16 protein-coding genes are annotated in these 22,646 nt (G+C 43.3%); 15 read left to right on the plus strand and 1 reads right to left on the minus strand.

Annotated features, from left to right (window positions below):
- Window positions 1-24 precede the first annotated feature (24 nt).
- The 13 genes from AC04MM_RS12585 to AC04MM_RS12645 all read left to right on the plus strand — a co-directional run bounded on the left by AC04MM_RS12585 (window position 25) and on the right by AC04MM_RS12645 (window position 10,265).
- Entirely contained in the window at window positions 25-1,281 is a 1,257-nt protein-coding gene (locus tag AC04MM_RS12585) for an NAD(P)/FAD-dependent oxidoreductase (protein WP_475380718.1), read from the plus strand.
- Window positions 1,281-2,048, plus strand: coding sequence for a DUF1365 domain-containing protein (locus AC04MM_RS12590; RefSeq protein WP_475380719.1), 768 nt, complete (start codon window positions 1,281-1,283; stop codon window positions 2,046-2,048). Before AC04MM_RS12585 ends, AC04MM_RS12590 begins: the two co-directional genes overlap by 1 nt.
- The gene (locus AC04MM_RS12595) at window positions 2,023-3,198 is read left to right on the plus strand and encodes a class I SAM-dependent methyltransferase (protein ID WP_475380720.1); all 1,176 of its coding nucleotides are present in this window, start codon (window positions 2,023-2,025) and stop codon (window positions 3,196-3,198) included. The genes AC04MM_RS12590 and AC04MM_RS12595 overlap by 26 nt, the downstream gene beginning before the upstream one ends.
- A gap of 3 nt (window positions 3,199-3,201) precedes the next feature.
- Entirely contained in the window at window positions 3,202-4,260 is a 1,059-nt protein-coding gene (locus AC04MM_RS12600; RefSeq protein ID WP_475380721.1) for an SAM-dependent methyltransferase, read from the plus strand.
- A 9-nt stretch (window positions 4,261-4,269) separates the two neighbouring features.
- The gene (locus tag AC04MM_RS12605) at window positions 4,270-4,605 is read left to right on the plus strand and encodes a DUF1475 family protein (protein WP_475380722.1); all 336 of its coding nucleotides are present in this window, start codon (window positions 4,270-4,272) and stop codon (window positions 4,603-4,605) included.
- A complete protein-coding gene (locus AC04MM_RS12610) occupies window positions 4,598-5,053 on the plus strand; it encodes a DUF2062 domain-containing protein (RefSeq protein ID WP_475380723.1) in 456 nt (151 codons plus the stop codon). Before AC04MM_RS12605 ends, AC04MM_RS12610 begins: the two co-directional genes overlap by 8 nt.
- On the plus strand, window positions 5,054-5,839 hold the full coding sequence (locus AC04MM_RS12615; RefSeq protein ID WP_475380724.1) for a DUF1295 domain-containing protein: 786 nt from the start codon (window positions 5,054-5,056) through the stop codon (window positions 5,837-5,839).
- Between the two features lie 5 nt (window positions 5,840-5,844).
- A complete protein-coding gene (locus AC04MM_RS12620) occupies window positions 5,845-6,570 on the plus strand; it encodes a hypothetical protein (RefSeq protein ID WP_475380725.1) in 726 nt (241 codons plus the stop codon).
- Complete coding sequence (locus AC04MM_RS12625) at window positions 6,554-7,351, plus strand: alpha/beta hydrolase fold domain-containing protein (protein ID WP_475380726.1); 798 nt, start codon at window positions 6,554-6,556, stop codon at window positions 7,349-7,351. Before AC04MM_RS12620 ends, AC04MM_RS12625 begins: the two co-directional genes overlap by 17 nt.
- 54 nt (window positions 7,352-7,405) lie before the next feature.
- Window positions 7,406-8,242, plus strand: coding sequence for a TIGR02147 family protein (locus AC04MM_RS12630; RefSeq protein ID WP_475380727.1), 837 nt, complete (start codon window positions 7,406-7,408; stop codon window positions 8,240-8,242).
- A gap of 6 nt (window positions 8,243-8,248) precedes the next feature.
- Window positions 8,249-8,968 carry a hypothetical protein gene (locus tag AC04MM_RS12635; RefSeq protein ID WP_475380728.1) on the plus strand — a complete coding sequence of 240 codons (720 nt, stop codon included), beginning with the start codon at window positions 8,249-8,251 and terminating at the stop codon, window positions 8,966-8,968.
- The gene (locus tag AC04MM_RS12640) at window positions 8,968-9,741 is read left to right on the plus strand and encodes an SDR family NAD(P)-dependent oxidoreductase (RefSeq protein WP_475380729.1); all 774 of its coding nucleotides are present in this window, start codon (window positions 8,968-8,970) and stop codon (window positions 9,739-9,741) included. The genes AC04MM_RS12635 and AC04MM_RS12640 overlap by 1 nt, the downstream gene beginning before the upstream one ends.
- A gap of 68 nt (window positions 9,742-9,809) precedes the next feature.
- Window positions 9,810-10,265: a lipocalin family protein gene (locus AC04MM_RS12645; RefSeq protein WP_475380730.1), complete on the plus strand. Its 456-nt coding sequence runs from the start codon at window positions 9,810-9,812 to the stop codon at window positions 10,263-10,265.
- Window positions 10,266-10,277: 12 nt separating this feature from the next.
- Here the strand turns inward: AC04MM_RS12645 and AC04MM_RS12650 are convergent, their stop codons facing one another.
- Window positions 10,278-10,751, minus strand: a complete 474-nt coding sequence (locus AC04MM_RS12650; RefSeq protein ID WP_475380731.1) for a hypothetical protein — start codon at window positions 10,749-10,751, stop codon at window positions 10,278-10,280.
- Window positions 10,752-11,199: 448 nt separating this feature from the next.
- Between AC04MM_RS12650 and AC04MM_RS12655 the strand changes: the two genes are divergently transcribed.
- Together AC04MM_RS12655 and AC04MM_RS12660 are read left to right on the plus strand one after the other, a co-directional pair.
- Window positions 11,200-17,517 carry a tail fiber domain-containing protein gene (locus tag AC04MM_RS12655; RefSeq protein WP_475380732.1) on the plus strand — a complete coding sequence of 2,106 codons (6,318 nt, stop codon included), beginning with the start codon at window positions 11,200-11,202 and terminating at the stop codon, window positions 17,515-17,517.
- A 194-nt stretch (window positions 17,518-17,711) separates the two neighbouring features.
- Complete coding sequence (locus tag AC04MM_RS12660; protein ID WP_475380733.1) at window positions 17,712-22,517, plus strand: tail fiber domain-containing protein; 4,806 nt, start codon at window positions 17,712-17,714, stop codon at window positions 22,515-22,517.
- The last annotated feature ends 129 nt before the right edge of the window (window positions 22,518-22,646 follow it).

Consider the following 22,646-nt stretch of genomic DNA (forward strand, 5'->3'; position numbering starts at 1 on the left):
CCACTAATATAATATGAAGAAATTATGAAAGTTGCAGTGGTCGGGTCGGGTATTAGTGGGTTAGGTACAGCTTTGATATTAAATCAAAAGCATGAAGTTCATCTTTTTGAAGCAGATAATCGCTTAGGTGGACATGCCCACACTAGCGTAGTCAGTAGGTTAGGTAAACAAAATAATATTGACACAGGTTTCCTTGTTTATAACGATCTGACTTATCCACATTTGAAAGCCTTGTTTAGCTACTTGCAAACTGAGACAGTAGCTTCGGATATGTCGCTATCAATTCAGGTGCCGCAGGCCGGGCTCGAATGGGCTGGGGATAATCTTAATACTGTTTTTTCGCAGCGACAGAATTTGTTTAATCCGCGATTTCACCGCCTGCTGCTTTCGATTCTGGCATTTCACCGCCAGGCTGAAAAAAACCGTGAGCTGGCGCGGCAACACAAATGGACTATTGGCGAGTTACTGCTTAAACAAAATTACCCACGCGAATTGTTAGAATGGTACGTGCTGCCGATGGTGGCAGCGATTTGGTCTACACCCGAAAAGGGCATGTTAGATTTTCCTGCGGAAACGTTTCTTACATTTTTTATCAATCACAAGCTATTGCAGGTAAATGACCGCCCGGTTTGGCGCACTGTTAAGGGGGGCTCAAAAAACTATGTTCAACAGATCGCAAGCCGCCTGCCGCATGTTCATCTTGGCGAAGCTGTTCAGAACGTTGAGCACATCGATGATAAATTAAAAGTGCAGACCGCTTTGCACAGTTATCAGTTTGATAAGGTGATCTTTGCGACGCATGCTCCGGTTACGGCCAAAATCTACAAATTCAAAAACCAACAGCAGGAAAGAATAATTAAAAGTTTTTCAACGATCCCAAATAGGGCATTGTTGCACGAAGATACTTCGTTTTTGCCACGCAAAAACCGCTGCTGGGCTTCGTGGAATGTGCAAGCGCAGTTAACGACAGAACATTCTGACAAAGTCTCGCTCACTTATTTACTAAATCGCCTGCAGCCGATGGATACGGTGAATAAGTTGCTTCTGACTCTTAACCCTGCACGCCCACCGAAAGACATGATCTTTGAAGCTCATTATGAGCATCCGAAATTTGACCAGCAGGCGATCGATGCGCAAAAAGAAATCCCTCACCTCCAGGGAAAAGACGGCGTGTATTTTGCTGGTGCGTGGACTGGCTACGGCTTTCACGAAGATGGCCTGCGCAGCGCGGTTAATGTGGCCCGCTACTTTGACATAAATCCTCCGTGGAAGGTTGACTGATGGCAATGTACCTGATGCAAGGACATGTATATCATTCCCGCTCAGAAACTGCGAACAACAGTTTTAAGTATCCAATTTTTAATGTGTATTATCAGGTCGCACAGACCAAAGAGTTGCAAGCGCTGTTACGTAAAAAATTTAAAAGCTTTTTAAGTTTTAGAGGCAGCGATTATCTGACGGATGACAAATCGACTTTGAGCGAAAAGTGTACCCATTTTTTAAAAACTAATTTTTCTTACCAGGCGGAACAGGTTTATTTGCAGACGATTCCGCGCATGTTCGGTTACGCGTTTAATCCAGTTAATTTCTGGTACTGTTACCGCGGTGAAAAATTAGATGCAGTCTTATGTGAAGTTAATAACACCTTCGGCGAAACCCATTACTACTGGCTTTACCAACAAGGTGAAGAGCTCAATAACAAATGGTTAACGGCTGAAAAACGTTTTCACGTTTCTCCGTTTTTTGCTATCGAAGGTGAATACCGTTTCAGGTTCGTGCCATCAAAAAAATCACTGCATGTCGATATTCATTTTTTAAATGCTGATGGCAGCTTAAAGTTACGCACCTGGGTACAAGGTAACTTAACGCCTCTTGAGCAGGTAAGTTTTTTCAAACTACTGTGGCGCTACGGCTGGCTGACCCCGCTTGTGGTGTTTCGTATTCATTTTCAGGCAATAAAACTATTTTTTAAACGTGTTCGATTCTATAAAAAACCGACGCCACCGATAAAGGAGATTACTCATGGCACAAGCTTCCTGGGCCGCTAAATTTTTTATTCAGGTCTTAAAAAACTCGCGGCATGGCACGATTCGCGTGACATTCCCGGACGGTAAATCAGAACTGTACGGTGAAGGCGATTACAAAGCCCATGTTCAGGTAAAAAACTGGGGCGCGATCGATCAGTTAGTAAACAAAGGGGATTTGGGTTTGGCTGAAGCCATCATCGAAGGTGATCTTGAAGTCGACAATGAAGCTGCACTTATTGAGTGGGCCTGCCGCAATGATCAATCCCTGGGGCAAGCTTTACACGGCACCCTGATGGGAACCTTGCTGTACCAGCTTAAGCGCTTACTCACGCGCAACTCTAAAAGCCAGGCCAAAAAAAATATCGTAGCCCATTACGATCTGGGAAACGACTTTTACCGCCTGTGGTTGGATCCGACGATGTCATATTCATCGGCGTTATTTAATAATCCGCACGAAACCCTAGAGCAGGCCCAGTTAAACAAGTACGACCGCATGATTGATATGTTAAATATCAAACCTTCTGATCATATTTTAGAAATCGGTTGTGGTTGGGGCGGGTTTTTTAGCCGCGCCGTCGAGCGCACCGGCTGCAATGTAACTGCCGTGATGAATTCACCCAGTCAGGCCGCACACAACCGTGCCATGATTAAAGAGCGCGGGTTAAGTCACAATGTAAATCTTCAGGAAATTGATTATCGTGATATCAAAGGTACTTACGATAAAGTTGTCTCGATTGAAATGATTGAAGCTGTGGGCGAGCAGTACTGGGATAACTATTTTCAAAAAGTGGCAAGCTCAGTCAAGGCCAAAGGATCAGCGATCATTCAGGGAATCACCATTCACGACGATTTGTTTTATAGCTACCGTCAAAAGACTGATTTCATTCAGAACTATATTTTTCCGGGTGGGATGCTTTTAGCCAACAGTATCTTTGATCGCAAAAGCCAGGAAAACGGCATGAAGCTGACTAACCAGTATGAATTCGGTATTTCGTATGCTGATACTTTAAAAATCTGGCGGGAGCGTTTTAATGAAGCGTTACCGAAAGTACGCGCTATGGGTTTTGATGAACGCTTTATCAGAATGTGGAACTTGTATCTATCTTACTGTGAAGGTGCGTTCCGCGCCGGCCGGATTAACGTGGGCCAGTATATGATTGAGAGGGTGTAAATTATGCAGCTAGAACCAGTGGTTAAATTATTTGTGCGCGGCATGGAACAGGGATTGGTTCCAGATCCGTTGATCCGCTTCGGAATCCGTCGGTTGTTAAAGCAGCGCCTGCATGATATGCGTCTGCAGGAAGTCAGCGCCAACGGTGAATTTATCAAAGCGCATGCAAATCTTTTACGACAGTCGCCGCTGGCGATCATGACCAAACAGGCTAACGAACAACACTATGAAGTGCCGACCGAATTTTACGAGCTTTGTTTGGGTAAACATAAAAAATACAGTGCCTGTTTTTGGGATGAAAATACCGTAGAACTCGAACAGGCTGAACAAAACGCCTTAGATATCTCTATCGCGCGTGCAGAAATCCAGGATGGCATGCGCATTTTAGAACTGGGATGCGGCTGGGGGTCGCTATCATTAGAACTGGCGCGCCGTTTTCCGCGCTCTGAAGTGACAGTGGTTTCAAACTCCGCTACGCAAAGACAGTTTATTGAAACTCAGGCGCATAAACGCGGATTTACAAATCTGCGTGTATTGACCCGCGACCTTGGTAAAGAAGAAAACTACGATTTCGGTCCGGAAAAATTTGACCGTGTCATGAGTATTGAAATGATGGAGCATATAAGAAACTACGAAAAGTTTTTTTCACTTGTGGCCGGTGTAATGGCCAGTGATGCAAAAATGTTTGTGCATATTTTTACCCATAAAACCACGCCTTATTTTTTTGAGACCGAAGGCGAAGATAACTGGATGGGAAAATACTTTTTCTCAGGTGGCCAGATGCCGGCGCGTGATTTATTTGAACAGTTTAACCGCGATCTCAAGGTTGAAGCTAAATGGGACTGGAACGGCACACACTACCAGAAAACTCTCGAAGCCTGGTTAGACAAGATGGATCAGAACGAAGAAAAAGTGCGTCTGCTTTTTCAAAAGGCTTATGGTGCGGATAATGTTGAAATCTGGGTAAACCGCTGGCGGGTGTTTTATATGGCCTGCTCAGAACTTTTTGGGTTCAACAAAGGTGAAGAGTGGGCAGTTACGCATTATTTACTGAAGAGGTAGGAAATAGATATGAAACGAAATCTGATTCTTTTTTTTGTGACTGTTATCTTGGCCATGTTTGCTGTGACAACTTGGGCCAGCGGCTTTGAAAATGTCATCTCAGCTACCCTGAGACTTGTTAATGAACCCTGGGTGGTGGCAACCTTGTTTGATGCCTATTTCGGATTTTTAACGTTTTTTTTGTGGGTCTGTTATAAAGAGGAAAGTGCCGGTAAACGAGTGGTTTGGTTTATTGCAATTATGCTGCTCGGAAATTTTGCCATGGCCGCATATGCACTTAAAGAAATTCGCCGCCTGAAAGAAGGCTTCACAACAGAAAAATTTTTAATTTCAAAAAATGTTTAAAAGAATTAAAAATACGCTTAAAGATCAGCTCACCCAAGGGGCCACGCCGGAAAAACTGGCCCAGAGTTTGTCTGTGGGTATTTTGCTTGGATGTTTTCCGTTGATAGGCTTTACAACGGGTTTGGCGGCAATTGCCGGAGTGATTTTTAAGCTAAATCATATTGTCACGCAGACGGCGAATTACCTGATGTATCCGGTGCAGATTATTTTAATTCCTGTTTATATCAAAGTGATCAGTATGATCACCGACGTGGGAAATGTTCCAGTAAGACCTGATCTCATCGTCAGTGCGTTTGCAAACGACTGGGTCGGGTTTGTCAAAACCTATGCTCTAGTCGGTTTGTATGCTGTTATTCTGTGGCTTGCGATAAGCTTGATCCTGGTTGTGATTTTACAAAAACTATTTTTACCGCTGATAATGCGGCTCAAAAATTTAAAGGAAAAATAGATGCTAACCTTTCAGATATTTTTAAGTGCTTTTGCAGTTACCGCAATGATCATGTTTTTAACATGGCTTTATGCTGTTAAAATTGAAAACTTCAGTATAATTGACGCGGTTTGGGCCTTTTGCTTTGTCGTACAGGGCGCAGTATTTAATCTGTTCGGCGAAGGTTTTGGCCAGCGAAAAACCTTATTGCTTATCATGCTTGCCTTCTGGGGGGGGCGGTTAGGTCTTTTTCTGGCTAAGCGCATTGCCTCACACCATCCCGCTGAAGATACCCGTTATATAAAACTGCGCGGCGATTACGGCCATAATTATAAACTTAGATTTTTATTGTTCTATTTTTATCAGGCGATCAGTGTTTCGGTGCTGACATTGCCATTTATTTTTGTTTTTAAGAATACGACCTCAGAATTAAGTTATCTTGAATGGACTGGTTTTGCTGTCTTTATCGTGGGTGTACTCGGAGAATCTTTAGCCGACTATCAGATGCAGGCCTTTCGTTCAAAGCCTGAAAACAAGGGCAAGGTCTGTAACGTGGGCTTATGGAATTACTCCCGCCATCCGAATTATTTTTTCGAAAGTGTAATCTGGTGGGGCTATTTTATTTTTACCGTGGCCACGCCAGGGTTATGGTGGGCGGTCTATGCGCCGCTAACAATTCTACTGCTGCTGGTTAAAGTCACCGGTGTTCCGCCTTCAGAGGCGCAGTCACTAAAAAGTCGGGGAGAAGCTTACCGTGAGTACCAAAGACGAACATCGGTGTTTGTGCCTTGGTTTCCGAAGAGGTAGCGCGAATGAAAAAGCTATTTTTTATTTTTATAATCTGTGCAGGTTTTTTTGCCCGTGGCGAAACACAGGTGCGCATCGGACTTTTTTATGAAGTAGGTAAAAAAACTGAAAAATACCTGTTTAAGCAAGAGACTAAAGTAACGATAACTGACCCCGTTAACCGAAGCAGTGTATCGACTATCTGGGATGACCAAGGACAGGAGCTTATGCGCGAAACCGCCGAAATTAAAAACGGCTTAGTGGTGTCACAGGTTATGGAGCAGCTGCAGATTAAAGAGAAGTACGTCTTAAAAGTAGAAAATAACAAAGCCACTTTTGAAACGTTTTCAACTCAAATACCTGAAAAGCCAAAACTTCTAGAAACGAAAACCGTGAAAATCGGCGCGCAGTTTTATACCGGTCCAAGTCTTGAGGTTTTACTGTTAAAAAATCTAGATAATCTTCAGTCTGCAAAAAAGGTTAAGTTTGATTTTGGCATTTTTGAATTACAAAAAGCGATTTCCTTTGATGTAAAAAAAACAGAAAAGCAATTTGCCGGCGAACAGCAGCTAATCCCGCTTAAGATGGAACTGAGCAGTCTGCTTTCACTGTTTGTTGATTCACTTTACTTAGAAGTTGATCCCGATACGGGAATGCTACGCCGTTACCGCGGGCGCACCCCTGTGCGCATTGCTAAAAACGGCCGTTTAGAACCTTTCGACGGAGATATATACTATGAACTTAAAAAGTAAACTTTTGGTTCCGTTTTTTCTGTCTGGACTTTTTTCTTGTGCCAGCAAATCTGTTCCGGTTGAATACGTGACTACAGACCAACACACCTTAAAGGCGGATCTGTATTTACCCACAGTTAAGTCGTCAGAGCCTATCCCCTTAGTGGTGGTGATTCATGGTGGCGGTTGGCGAAACCGCTCGGGTGATATGCAAGGTGTATGCGAAGTGCTCACGGAAAATGGCTTTGCGGCACTAAACATTACTTATCGCTTTGCGCCTGAGCACCGCTTTCCGGTGCAGCTTAACGACGTCAAAGCCGCGATTCCATGGATTTTAAAAAACGCAGAAAAATATAATCTTAATGGCCAAAAAATTGCGGTCTGGGGTTATTCTGCCGGCGCGCATCTGGCGTTTTTACTCGCTAACCAGAAAGAGCTTGGTATCAAATTTGGCGCAATAGTGGTAGGTGGAATGCCGGCTTACTTGCCGAATTTTCCTGAGTCGCCGCTGATTATTCCGTTGATTGGTAAAAAATATACTGAAGATCCGCAGGCCTGGGTTGCGGCGTCACCCGTAAGTTTTGTCTCAGAAGCTACGCCTCCGACCTTTGTTTATCACGCGGTGGACGATGCTTTAGTTACTTTTAATGAGGCCGTGGTTTTTGAAGAGAAATTAAAAAAGTTCCGGGTTCAACATGAAGTTTACCGCGTTGAAAACCGTGGCCATATCAGTCTTTATTACTTTCCTGAGAAATCAGAAGAAAAAGGCATCGGGTTTTTAAAGGCCCATATCGGGAAGTGATCCATAATTTAATTTGGATCACTATAAGGTACTGTTACAAATCGCTGACTTTGATTGAGTTTAAATATTCTAATATTTTATGCTGAGATGAAAATAATGGCACAAGACAAGAACCAAATAGTTCAAAAAGTGAGAGAATTGCTCGTCGAAGAACTTAGACGGATTCAGCAAAAATCCCCGGGGTTTTCTATGAGGTCTTTTGCTAAAAAGCTCGATGTAAGTCAGGGTGAGCTCAGCGAAGTGATTAATGGCAAGCGAAAGCCAAGTTCACGTTTGATAATTAGCCTTTATAAGCTGCTCGGGCGCCGAAATCCTGAGTTTTTAGAGCAAAGCAAACGACTGCATGACCTGGGTATCCGAAAAAAAAGACGGGATAAAAACCTGTACCGCCTGGAAGAAGACCAATTTAAGGTGATAGCTGGTTGGCATAATTTTGCATTGCTTTCGCTTGTTGAGACTATCGATTTCAAAAGTGATGTGACCTGGATCGCTCAGCGGTTAGGCATAACTAAACAACAGGCCCAAGAGACGGTTGAACGCCTGCTGCACTTGAATCTAATCTCAATCGAAAATAAAGGTGATATTGTTCTTAAAAATGAAGGTGTAAAAGCACCGGACAATATTATTTCCGCGGCCGTTAAAGAGTCGCATTTAAAGGATTTAAATTTAATCGATAAAGCCATTAGGCAAGATCTTCCCTTAGAACACAGGGACTTTACATCTTGCACTTATGCGGTTAACGTTAAAAATATTCCTAAGTTAAAAAATATGATAAGAAAGTTTCAGGATCAAGTGGCAACTCTTTTAGAGGATGGCCATTCAGATGAGGTCTATAGAATGTCGATTTATTTTTACCCTCTGACAAAGATCAAACAATCCAGAGAAGGCTGATTTTTCATGAAAATTAACTTTAGGTATTTAGGTTCTAGTTTTATTCTTCTCGTTGCGGCACTTTTCATTCCACACACCTCTTTGGCCCACAATAAAGTGGGAAACGGGGGCGGCGGCGTACTGTTGGCCCCGGATCATTACGCAACTTTTAGTTCGGTTGCTTATCTTTCAGCGGAGTATCAGCCTTCATTTGTTATGAAAGACCAGCTTGAGAATTGCACTTCTGAAATCTTTGATTCAATCAGAAGAGATATAGATAGCATGTATGGCTTTCTACCCGCGAAATATTTAAGTCTGTTGCGAACCAATTTATGCAATAAATCTTCCGGCAGATATCTGGTTTTAAACGCATTCAACGCAAACAATGCCTATTTTAAGACGCAAGCATTAAAGCATAAAAGACTTTATTCGCAATTAACCCGTTATGATAAAAATCAGATTGTGGTTTTTGCTTTTACCGATCCAGATAAAAAAAAGACATTCCTTTATCCGGAATTTTTAAAGCTAAGTTATTTTGATCAAAAAATAATTTTATTTCATGAGCTTTTTTGGCTGGCTAAATTTTCACTTGAACGATACGAAAATAAAAATGCTCTCGAGTTAAAGGCCTACGAAAAAATGCTGGCCCTAGAAGATGCCACCTACAGATACCTCAAGCAACCTAACGAACTTATTCATCGTCGCGAACTAAAAGAAGCTCTCGATCGTTTTATGAATTTTAAATAATGAATATCAAAGGTAATTTTTTTCTAATAACTGGTGCAAATAGAGGAATCGGAAGAGCTGTGGCACTCTGTGCCGCTTCTCGGGGAGCACATTTGATTCTGGTCATTAGAAACAGCGACCAGCAATTGGAAAAGAATCTTCTTGATGCCGGAGCTTCGAGTGTGCAGACAATCGTTGCAGATTTGGCAAGCCGATCCGGAGTAGAACAGTTACTTGAAAAGTTAAGTCAGCAGCGAGTCGATATCTTATTTAATAATGCAGGTGTGCTGACCGGTGGTCTTATCGAAGAGCAAAGTGACGACGAAATCTACCAGGTATTTCAGGTGAATGTGTTGTCGCTGATTCAGCTGACAAAAGCGATCGTGCCTAAGATGATTCAGCAGAAAAAAGGCCTAATTGTAAATCACTCGAGCGTTTCTGCGCTCATGCATTTTCCGGCGGCCACGACCTATTCGGCGACTAAAGCGGCGGTGCTTGCATTTAATAATTGTCTGCAGAACGAGCTTCAAGGCACGCATGTCAATACACTTGCGCTGATTACTCCGGGCGTAAAAACCCGGATGTTTGATGAAATTGACATTAAATATTCGAAAAACTTAGAAACTCCGAAAGACTCAATGCCAGCAGAAGTATATGCTGAACGTGTTTGCGATGCGATTGAGTCGGGGCAAAAATACCTTTGGCCAACGGGAGTTAGCGCTATTGGACTGTTTCTTGTAAAGTATTTTCCCAGAGTATTTTATTATGTCGTGTCTAAAAAATTCAGAAGGTGAGTTTTATGAAAAGACTGTCAGTTCTTCTTTTGTCGTTGCTGTTAACGTCTTGCGCATCGAAGACAAGAATGAAAACAGTAAGTAGCGTCGATATCAAACGTTTTATGGGAGATTGGTACGTTCTAGCCGGTCGGTTTACGCCTTTTGAAGTCGATGTTCATAACGGTTTAGAGTCTTACACGTGGAACGAAAAAGAACAGCGCATAGATATTGGCTTTACCTATAATAAAGGAAGTTTAACCGGAGAACGCAAATCAATCCCGCAAAAAGGCTGGATCTATAACACCGAGACCAACGCGCACTGGAAAGTAAGCCCGTTTTGGCCACTGAAGTTTAATTACCTGATAGTTGCCTTAGATGAAGATTACGGTTGGACGGCCATCGGTGTGCCGGATCAGAAATACTTGTGGATTATGGCCCGTGATTGGAAGAATCAGGAGTCGGTGGTTAAAAAAGCTATCGAGCAACTTGATAAAATCGGTTACAACACTAAAGATCTAGTTATTGTGCCGCATTCATGGTGATAGTTTTTTGAATTAGCGTATTTTTGCCTCGCAGGTAAACTTGCCGTATTCTCCGTTTGTTTGAATCAGGTCTTCACTTTTGACGATGTACTCTTGAGTATATTTTAAACTATCTTTGCCGACTTTTAGTTTTTTAACTAATGTATAGCGAAAATCTTTAGAAACGCGAAACTCTTGTCGTCCATAGTCGTACCCAAAAACTTTATCCAGTGGGTAGAGCTTTTTTGAATCGAGATTAAAATTGAGAGCCGCAGCGGCTTTTTCTGAATCAGACTGACCGACAATCAAAGTGCCTTCAATATGTTTTTCGTTGATGTTGTTTACTTGAATTGTACAGCTTCGACCGTTAAGAGTGTGATTTAAACCAACAGCGTCGGTGATTTGTCCCGCATAGGTCGTCGCTGCATTTGCTTGGGCGTAGGCCAGCAACAAGGTAGTGATAAAAAGAAACATGTTAGTTTTAGGTTTAAAATTTACTTTTTGCATATTGAACTAATTAGCTACATTTGTGCCAAGTTTCCTTGAGCTACAATCGTCCTCGGCGTGTATGACTGTATTACAGTTTGCGGAAGTGACAGTTTTTGAGAAGCTTAGCGAAGGCAAAAAAATAGGCTAACTTTTTTAAGAGTTAGCCCATAGTGTGTGAGCGTACGTTGGCCGTAGGCTATAAGAATGTAACTAATTATTCGGGTCAGATAAAAGTTTACTAAAGGCACACAGCTTAGAAAATGATTCAGATTAAAATTTGGAACTAGCCACTGAACATGAATGCCAATGCCAATCAGCTTAAGCTGATTTGTCTCAAGATGGCACAGGTGATCCAGTCTCAAATTTGAAACACTTGAGCTGTCATTAATTTAAGTATTTTGTATAACTACCGATCAGCTTATGGATGGGGCTTCGGCGTATTTATGCAGGTTTAATCCTGCTTTTTTTGGCAGTAATATTAGGCGCTAACAGCCAGGCTTACGCCATTTCTAGCCGTACAACCTATCAGGCTAAAATAGTTAAGCCCGATGGCTATCCTCTAGAAGCCGCAAATGTGAACTTTAAGTTTACAATTCTAGACCCTGCTGCTTCCTGTATTCTATATTCTGAAAATTATGCTGCCGTTGACATGAGGTCAACTGGTGGCCTTATTTCTTTTGCATTAGGTAATGGTGTTCGTGATTTTCCGGTAAGTGGAACGACAGCCATTTTTGCAAATGTTTTCGATAATTCTATTTTTTCAATGCCGTGTAAGTCGCCTGGTATTTATACCCCCCAGCCTGAGCATGGCCGTACGATTGTCATGCAGTTTAACGATGGCGGCGGTTGGCAGACCTTGCCCGCGATGACGATCAATGCTGTGCCGTATGCGATGTATGCGGGTAAATCCGAAAACTCTTTAAAGTTAAATAACAAAGCTGATACTGACTTTGTTGAGTACTCTAGTCTTGCAAGTTTAAACTGTCAGGCCAACGAAGCGATCAAATTTAACGGCGTAAGCTTTAGCTGTATAGCGGTAGGCTCTGGCGGCGGCGGTGGCATCACCAGTGTTACAGCTTCGGGATCGGTGCTAGCGATTGGCGGAACAGCATCGGCGCCGGTCATTAGTATTACGGCTGCAACAATGTCGCAAGACGGGTATTTAACTTCACTTGATTATGCTGAGTTTAAAGCGAAAGTCACCAGCGCAGCGGTGGCTTTACAGATCGCAAGTTCGACATTATCTGGCGATGTCACCGGAAACCCGGGCAGCACCACTGTCGCGAGCGTGGGCGGAAAGAGCGCAGCACAGATTGCTGCCAGTGTTGATACTACCTTAGCTGCAACATCAAGTGCTACGGCAGATACGATTGTAAAAAGAGATGCATTAGCCAACATCACTGTTAATGATCTTTATGCAAATGCGGCTAAAATAAGTTATGTTGATCTTTACAAGCCGAACACCAGTTTTAACATTCGCTTGCAAGCGCCCACAGCGCTAACGGCAAATTATATCTTAAATTTACCAACCACATCAGGAACAGTTGGTCAGGTGCTGGCAACAGATGGAGCCGGCAACCTATCATGGATCAATCCGTCAACTGGTTCAGTGGTCAGTGTAAGTGCCACAGCGCCGCTGGCGTCAACCGGCGGAGCAACACCTCTCATTTCAATCACGCAGGCAACCTCTAGTACCGATGGTTATTTATCATCAGCTGACTGGAACACTTTTAATAATAAACAGCAAGCAACCAGCGCAGCTATTATAGCAACGCTTGGTTATGAGCCTGCGGCCAGTGGGTCGGTTGTTAGTTCGCAGTGGATAAGTTCTGGCAATGCCATTAGCTATCTCAACGGCAATGTGGGAATTGGGACAGCAGCACCTGAGTCAAGTTTGCAGGTAAGTGGTAATTTGTCTGTAAAGCTAAATCAATCAGTCAGCCAAGTGAGTGTGGTCGGAAGTTTTGATGTCAGTGCGACCGTGCTTACAGTTAACGATGCCACGGGGTTTCCACAGCAAGGTATTTTGATTTTACGAAGCGTTTCAGGTTCTATAGAAGCTGTCAAATACAGTAGCCGCACGGGAAATTCATTCGATGGTTTGCAGCGCGCCCAGTTTGGTCGCATTGCCCGCAGTTTTACCGATGGTGATGCGGTCACTTTAGCCAGCTTAGTAGTAAATAATGCCGGTAATTACCCGCAACTTCTTGCCATGGGTACAGGCGAACTCTTTCTCGGTAATGGCTTGCCAATCAGAGATAATACGATCAGCCAAACACTTCCGGCAGTGGTTGAAGTACACAACGATACCGATTCTTACTTACGTATTTCATCAAACAACAATCATCAGACGGGTATTCGTTTTCGCGGAGCTGGTGATCGAGGCGCGTTTTATGTTTCTGGTTACAACTACTATCTCGAACCGAATGCGCAGTACGGTTCGGGGCATATTATTTTAAAAGCAAAAAATGGAGATTCCAATGTCGGTGTAGGCGTAACAGCACCAACAGCTAAACTTCATCTTACCTCAGGAACCTCAACGACAGCTCCGCTTAAGCTGACTAGTGGTGCATTACTTTCTAGCGCTTCTAACGGCGCAATAGAGTACGATGGCACGTATTTATATTATACTGATAGCACCAATACGCGGCGAGCTTTGGCAAGTGTGAGCGGGAGCCAATCGTTTTCGGGAAATCAGACTTACACAGGCCAGTTAAATGTAGCGAACAACACATCATCAACAAATAGTACAACCGGTGCGCTTGTTGTATCAGGTGGTTTAGGTGTGGGCGGTAACATCAATACCAGCGGCACAATTGTAACATCTTCAAATATGCAAGCCACATCCATTACGGCAACAAGTGGTGTTTCAACCAACGTAATTCAGGGCAATATGAATTTATTGTTAAATCCAAGCGGTGGAAATGTTGGGATAGGAGCATCTGTCCCGGTCGCACCGCTAACCGTACAAGCTGGGCAATCACCCGATTTGGAAGACGATGACGATGGAATTCTAATTGCTAACTATCAACCGACGCTGAGCTTTAAAGATTTAAGTGGCGGTGTAAGTGACGTTCGTATACGCGCTGAAAATGCTAATATGTATTTTGAGTATAGTTCTGATTTTTTCGTAAGTAGCCCTACGGTTTCAAGATGGATGACGTTATCAGATGGTGGCAATGTGGGTATAGGTACCAGTACACCATCTGCAAAATTGTCGATTGTCGGTAACGGAACAACTAGTGCTACACGGTTAGTTAATTTTGCTAGCAATAGTGGATCGTCAAGATTTACAGTTCTTGATGACGGCAGTGTGGGGATCGGTGTCATATCGCCATCTGAAAAACTTGAAGTTAACGGTAATATTTTGGCCAATAACTTTAAAACCTATGCTTTAAGCCGAACGCTGACGGCGGTCATCGGTGATACGGTTGAAATCGGAAGTTTGCAGTATTCAAACCGAACTTTTAATTTAGAGTTATCTGTTTCAACTGACGGACCTGGTTGGAGTATTATCAAGAAATATATTTTGCCTATTCGATATGAAGCTTCAACAGCCTGGTTTACGGCGCTGCCGGTGGCGCAGTCAATTCATGGTAGTAATGACTTCGATCTTGATGTGATGCCGGGAACGTTTGCAGACCCTAAGGCCTACTTACGCTTACGCCGAACGGCTGGTGCTTCAAATCTTGGTGTTAATATTCTTCTGCAGCAAAATGGGTATGCCGCGACAAACTTTATTTCAACGGCTGTTTCAGCAACTGATGTTGCTCCCGCGTTGTTTTTGCACTCGACCGTGCTTACACAAAGTAACAAAAACTTAGGTATTGAAATTAAAAATCCTTTAGCGAAAATTCATATTACTTCGGGCTCAACGACGGTGGCTCCGTTACGATTTACCTCGGGCTCGTTACTGGCAGCTCCGCAGCCTGGGGCTGTTGAATTTGATGGATCGTATTTTTATCTTACCGATAATGCCAATGTTCGCCGCTCGATTGCAATGGTGCAAAGTCAAGGTACTTTAGATAATACGCAGACCATTTCCAATACCTCGGGTAATATCACTTTGTTACCGCATGCGACCACCGGAAGTGTTGTAGTCTCAGCGACGACGGCAAGTTCTAACGCGAGTACCGGGGCCTTAGTTGTTAAGGGTGGCGTTGGTGTTTCCGGAAATTTAAATGTCAGTGGTGCAGCTGTAGCAAATCAATTAACTATTTTTGCTGCGACCAAAGATGGTGGCGGTGATATTTTTACCGCTCTTGATTCCGACCTCGTTTCGCGAACAGTGCTGACTGATCGGGGTATACAAACTTGGTATCTTAAAGATGCGGCTAATGTATTTCGCGGGTCAGTCAGTGTGTCTACACCGAATTCAAAACCAGGTTTAACTTTTTTAGATGCTTCAGCCACAGCGCGAACCGATATTCGTCACGCCGAGGGCGGCGGGCTTATCTTTGCTGCGCATGCACTGTCGACCATGCCGCCAGAACTGATGCGCATCACTTCAGATGGGTATGTGGGTATTGGTACAGCTAGTCCAGATAGTCGTTTGCACTTATCACAAAACGTGGGGGTTTCGTATACGACAGCAGCAGCGACCAGTTCTCCGAGCGGAACGGTTCTGCATATTCGTAATGATGCGCAGCTTGATTCATCCTATGCAGGGATAAAGCTCACGACGCGAAATGATGCGGGCGTAACTAATCAGTCCTACATTGGTTCTATTTCTAATAATACTGGAACCGGCGGAACCATTGTCATGGGTCATCGCAATTCAGGTAATTTTGTAGAATCACTGCGAATACTACCAAGCGGAAGAATGGGTCTTGGTACGAATGCTCCGGCCTATATGTTAGATATTAATAGTTCGGGTGGTCATTCCGTACTTAGACTTGGTGGAGCCTCGGGTTCGGCAGATTCATCAGTACGTTTAATGGAAGACAGCGGTGGCGGCGACAGTTTTGGCTTTAGTCTTTATCATGATGCCCAGTTAAACCAATTTCATCTTGCAAGACACGAAAACTCTGTAGAAGGTGTGCCTGCTCTTACGGTGAATCGAACTAACGGCCATGTGGGGATCGGTACTAGCACGCCAACTTCGATATTAGAAATAAATGCCGGTGTAAATGGTGATGCGGAATTAATTCTAGAAGCAGACACCGATGACAATAATGAAGGGGATAATCCGTTTATTCACTTCAAACAAGACGGCGATTTAATTCACGGTTTTTTAGGATTTAGCGGCAACGCTAATTCAGCATTTAATTTAACCATGGCAAATGTTGGCGCAAACAGTTTTATTTTAAATTCTGTAAGTTCTCCAATACAACTCGCAACTTCAAACACAGCACGCTTAACAATTGCAACAGATGGTAGCGTCGGAATAGGAACATCCGCGCCAGGTGAAAGACTAGATGTCGCGGGTAATATGCGAGTTGGTAATTCAGATTCCAACTATATAGCCTTTAGAGGAACTTCAGGTGATGGGCCTGGCTTGTACAACCATACATATATCGGTGAACGTTTCTATGCTCCGGGGGAAGCTTCAGAGCTGTTTTTGTTTAAAGGGAATGATTCTGATAACTCATCAGGTCCGGATCGAATTAGAATGGCTGCTTCAAACATTGTCTTTGATACTTTTACTAGTCCAAATGCAATCAGTGGATCATTCGAGTCAGTGGCCAGTTCAACTTTATTATCAACACGCATGATTATTAAGGGAAATGGTAATGTGGGTATTGGAGTTACTTCGCCAATTTATAAATTAGAAGTAGCTGGGCCGATCAAGTCTCATGGAAGCCCTAATGAACAGATATCTGGCCATTATTATAATTATTATCATATTGGCTATGGCAATGATGTGGGAGGCGGACAGCCTGATCAATACGTACTTCTAACGCCAGCCTATACTGGTACACCTGTGACTGGCTGGCAATCAGCGGGTCTAAGTGGTGTACTTTCAGCTTACAGAGGTTCAGGAGGCACATTTAATAGTGCACAAGAGTGGTATCTGACAACCCAAACGGCTTGGGATAGATCTGCAATCAATATGTTTCCAATTGGTGCTGCTGCCGGACAACCTAACATTTACACAGTTACACATGGAGGAATCAAATATCTAGCGCTTCGGATTAGTGAAGTGTCTGGATCTTCACATCAATTTACTTTCAGAGGTTCTATTTGGAATAATATCAACAGTTCAATGCCTACGATCGTTCCAGCGGCTGATTGTTCAGACATTTCCGTATTTCAATCATTTCAAAGAACTGGTTATCAAATGTTTGAAACCAGATCTGGCAACGTCGGTATCGGCACAACAACTCCTTCCTACAAATTAGATGTATCGGGAACGATCAGAGGTTTTGGTATTACGGATTCATCGGATATCCGCTTGAAAAAAGATATTAAGCCGCTAGATTTTAGCTTAGAAAAATTATTACAGGTAAATGGTGTTTCTTACCACTGGAAGGATGCGGCACTACCTAAAAAACAAATTGGTTTTATCGCCCAGCAGTTAGAAAAAATTTATCCGGAACTTGTAGAGACTGATCAATTCGGCATGAAGTCAGTGAATTATTCACATCTTGTGGCACCTATCATAGAAGCTATTAAAACTCTTTACGGCCGTATCATTCGCCTTGAGTCACGCTCGACAGAACAAGAGCGTCGGTTGGCATCGCTTGAGGTTGAAAATGCCGAACTTAAAAAGAAAGCCCAAGAATTTGAAGCGTTTAAAGTGTATTTCTGTCAAAAAGACCCAGCGGCGCCGATTTGCAAGTAGCTGTCTCAAAATAAGACTATGAGATCATCCCTATTCCCTCCTATGTTTCAGGTTAAAAGCTGGAACAGTATACCCCCCTGAAAGTTAAGCTTTTTCGTCTAAATGTCGATCAGTTAGCTGTGGAACTCACTGTGCTGGGGCGTGTTTACATTTTTAAATATCTGAGATCTAAATGGCTTGCGCTATTTGGAGTTTTGCTACTTTCTTTTTCTGTCTTTGCCTCGAATGGAAAAACAACTTATCAAGCTAAGATCGTAAAACCCGATGGCTATCCGCTGGAAGCTGCCAATGTAACATTTAAATTTACTGTATTAGATACAGTAGGCGCTTGTGTTCTTTATTCAGAATTGTATTCAGCTGTGGATATGCGCTCAACCGGTGGTTTGATTTCTTTTGCGTTGGGTAATGGTGTTCGTGATTTTCCGGCCAGTGGAACTACGGCTGTATTTGCTAAAGTTTTTGATAATTCAATTACTTCAATGCCTTGTCAGGCGCCTGGTATCTATAATCCGGGCCCTAATGATACCCGTAAAATAGTGATGCAGTTTAATGATGGCACCGGATGGCAAACACTGCCGGCCATGACCATTAACTCTGTGCCTTATGCGATGTACGCAGACCAGGCAAGCAATGCCAAAGCACTTAACGGCAAAGCGGATTCCGATTTTGTTGAAGTGTCGACTTTGGCGGGTTTAAACTGCGGTGTAAACCAAGCCATTAAATTTAACAATGCAACGTTTTCATGTATTGATGTTCCAGCTTCCGGCAGCGGGGGGATTTCAAGCGTAACTACCAGTGGTTCTGTGCTGGTCACAGGTGGTACGGCATCGGCTCCGGTAATTAGTATTCAAGCTGCAACTTTATCACAAGACGGGTATTTGACTTCGCTTGATTATGCCGAGTTTAAAGCAAAGCTTTCTGCAAGTGCGACGCAAATTATTAATACTTTGGGTTTTACACCGGTGAGCAGTTCAACGGTGGCTTCGCAAATTGCCAGCAGCACTTTAGCCGGCGATGTTTCTGGAACTCCGGGCAATAATATTGTTAGCTCTGTTGGTGGTAAAACAGCCGCACAGGTTTCAGCCAGCGTTGATGATACCTCAGCGGCAACGGCCAGTGCTACGGCTGGTACGTTAGTAAAACGAGATATTTCTGGTAATGCGACACTTAATGATCTGTACGCTAGTGCGGCAAAGATCAACTACGTCGATATTTATAAACCAACGACGAGTTTTAATGTGCGACTGCAGGCACCGACAAGTTTAAACGCCAGCTATGTTTTAAATTTACCAACAACCTCAGGTACTGCCGGGCAGGTACTGTCGACAGATGGCGCCGGCAATTTATCGTGGATTAATCCATCCACAGGATCTGTCGTCAGTGTCAGTGCGACAGCGCCATTAGCATCTACCGGTGGCACAACACCAACAATTTCAATCAGCCAGGCAACCTCAGGCACTGATGGCTATTTGTCATCCGCTGACTGGAACACATTTAATAACAAACAACAGGCGACCAGTGCGGCCATCATGGCCACTTTAGGTTATGAACCGGTAGCAAGCGGCTCAGTGGTCAGTTCGCAATGGGTCTCTAATGGTACGTCGATCAGTTACGAGCAGGGTTTTGTAGGAATTGGCCTAAGTGACCCAGCTCACAATTTATCAGTAAGTGGTACGGCTTTCTTTTCTGGTGTGGCCACTGTTTCTGGTTCGTTAAACGGGGCAGTTGTGCTACCGGGCGGTAACGTTAACCAAAACCCGGTTATTTTTCGCTTTGATCAAAACGTGCTGGCGTATGCTGATAAATGGGCAACGGTTACCACCACGCCGGTTTTTAATGCGCAAAAATTATTTAACATCAACGATGGCGGGGTTAATTTATACGATGTCAATGCGGGTGCTGATGTGGTCATCGAAGTCACAGGCGTGTCGATCGGAAATACTTCGCATAACAATATGTGGCCATTTGTGGCGTTTCACTCAAACCCTACAGGAAATGTTAAATTAGAAGTGATGAGCAGTTCACTGGCTTGGGAGACCGCTTACGAGGGCCCGACTGCCGCCTATGTTTTAAAAAAGTTCAGTATGAGTGCCGGTGGGTTACGCGGAGCACGTTTTACCTTTTCGGCTATGTCACCGGGCACCTGGCTTAAAACTGTCGGTGTCATCGGCCGTAATTCGACCCCTTACCAGTGGGTTTTAAGAAGAGATGGTGGCACTGTCTACGGAGACATAAATTTATTGGCCAAGTTGGGTGTAGGAATTTCGTCTCCATCGGCCAGATTACAAATTGCATCTGGCTCAACATCTATCGCTCCATTAAAAATAAATTCTGGTACATTGTTATCATCGGCGCAAGCCGGTGCCATCGAATATGATGGGGTAAACTTTTATCTCACCGATGATACCAACACGCGCCGATCTATCGCAACGGTTGCCAGCCCAGGCTCTTTTGATAACGCCAATACAATTTCAAATAGCGCAGGTAACATCACACTTTCGCCGAACAACACGACCGGAAGTGTTGTTGTTTCGGCAACAACAGCATCAACAAATGCAAACACAGGGGCCCTCGTTGTCAAAGGTGGCGTCGGTGTTTCAGGAAATTTAAATGTCAGCGGCACGATGGCTACGAGTAACATCGTTACTTCAATTATCAATGGCACGACTGATTTGTTGTTAAATCCTAGCGGCGGAAATGTCGGAGTCGGTGTCAGCTCGCCAACTTCACGATTAGATGTGGGCGGCGATATCAATATGGCCAACAACTCTGTGCTAAGAAGCGGTGGGCGACAACTTCTTATTATGGGCTTATCAGGCACGACCTACTTAGATTCAAACGGTCCAGGCAGCGGTATAAGATTACAACCTAACGGCAATGTCGCGATGACGTTAACTGCTTCAGGCAATGTTGGGATAGGTACGACGGTGCCAGGTAAGCGTTTTGATGTTGATAATATGACAGCCAACTTTGATGGGCTTCGGTTAAGAGGTACGCAAGATAATGTTCAGCTTACTCTGTCGAATGCCGGTACAGGCGGTCGACAATATGATTTAGTTTCAACAGGAGGTGCAGCAGGTGCGGGCCAGGGAAAGTTTTCTATTTACGATGCAGCATCTGCAGCTCATCGGCTAGCGATCGATTCATCGGGAAATGTTGGAGTAGGAGTTGTGTCACCAAACTTTAAACTTCATGTTAATTCAGATAGTGATGCTGGATTTAGAATATCGCGCAGCAGTTTATCAGGCTCAATTAAGTCGGGTATTGCAAATAATATTGGTGATGCATTTAACTCTACTGATGTAGACGATTCTTTTATTTACAATGATAGCGGCGCGTTCGCTATTGGAACAATAGCATCTCATTCTGTTAAAATAGGTACTAATGGTCAAGAAAGAATGCGCGTAGATTCGTCAGGAAAAGTGGGAATTGGAACAACGACGCCCTCATCAAAATTGCAGGTTGATGGTAATTTAACTTTACGTGAGCCAGTAGATGGTCGCCAGTTACAGTTATTACCTGCACTATCAGGCGGTCCAAGTTTTATAAGAAATAATTTTACGACAGCGGGTTTTCAGTTTCAAAATAATCCAAGTGGCGATGGGTTAACTTTTGTAGATTTAGTGCGTATTGATACGATAGGCAATTTGGGGATAGGTGTATCAAATCCTACATCAAAATTACAAGTTTCAGGTGATATTAAAATGGGTGGCAACGACAAAAGAGGTTTTAATATTTCTCAAGACTATATGTCGCTTGGTGAGACTGACAGTGGTGCAACAACAATTCTTGGGAATAATATTAAAGTAACAAATGGCAGTGACAACACAGTTCAGGTTAGTGCCAATTCAATCGATGGATCAAAGTGGCTATCTATAAATTATATTAGAGGCTTTACATTTCACAATGTTGCTTCATCACCTATTGGAACGCAGATGAATGAATCAACTGGTGAGCTCATGCGGTTAACACCCAACGGTAATCTAGGTATCGGGACAGCCACTCCTGGAGCTCCACTTGAAGTTGTACGGAATACAGCATTCGGTGGTGTAGCTAATTTCATAAAAGCATTTACTCCAGCAAACAACGAGGCTCCTTATTTAAGCTTTATGCATCAGACAGTAGCTGGCGGAAGTTTTAGTAGGTATGGATTTATTCAATCAGGTGCTGGTGTTAATGGTATAAATATTCAAGGTCTAAATGGTTCTGAATCAGGAGCAAATATTATTTTAAATGCACAATATGGTGGTGGTAACGTTGGTATCGGCACCACAAATCCAGGGGCAAAGCTTGACATTGCAGGTGCAACATACTTTGCAAATCAAAAAGGTTATGCTAACTACTATAACTTTAGTCCTTATGATCAAATGGAGTATGGTGCTATTGGGACAACAACGAGCTTAGCTCTGGTAACTAACAGCGTTTCAAGGCTTTTTATAACGCCTTCCGGAAATGTAGGCATTGGTACGCACGCTCCTTCTGAAAAACTACATGTGGTAGGTAATGTGCGCGTGCAAGGTTCGACAGATTGTATACTGGGTAATGGGGCTGGTGGTACAAATTGTTCTTCGGACATCAGGTTAAAAGAAAATGTTAAACCAATTTCGTATGCTTTGGAGAAAATTAAATCAATGCAAGGCATAGAATTCGATTGGAATAAAAACTCAGTTGCTTTTGGGCGGCACGATATTGGCGTAATAGCTCAAGATGTCGAAAAAGTTTTTCCGTCAGCTGTAGTTACAGATTCATCGAGTGGATATAAAAAAGTAGACTACGCAGTACTTGTGGCACCACTGATACAAGCAATTAAAGAGTTTTACAGTCTTGTGATGGAACGTTTTGAGAAGCAGGATAGGCAACTGGCTTCAATTACCATTTCTAAGGTTGATAAATCCGAAATCGAAAAATTAAAGGCAGACAACGCCGCGAAGGCCAAGGAAATTAAGGCTCTTAAGGCATATCTTTGCGCCAAAGATCCTGCCGCGGCTATTTGCAAATAAGTTAGCAGGTATGTTAGCTTATTTTTTCGTTTCAAAATGATACGATAAGGAAGCAACCTGATTCAGCGTAAATTGTTGAATCAGATTGTTTCCTGAATGCAACAGTAAATTCTGTTTTTTGTCGATAAG

The organism is Bdellovibrio sp. SBM16, assembly GCF_056175625.1.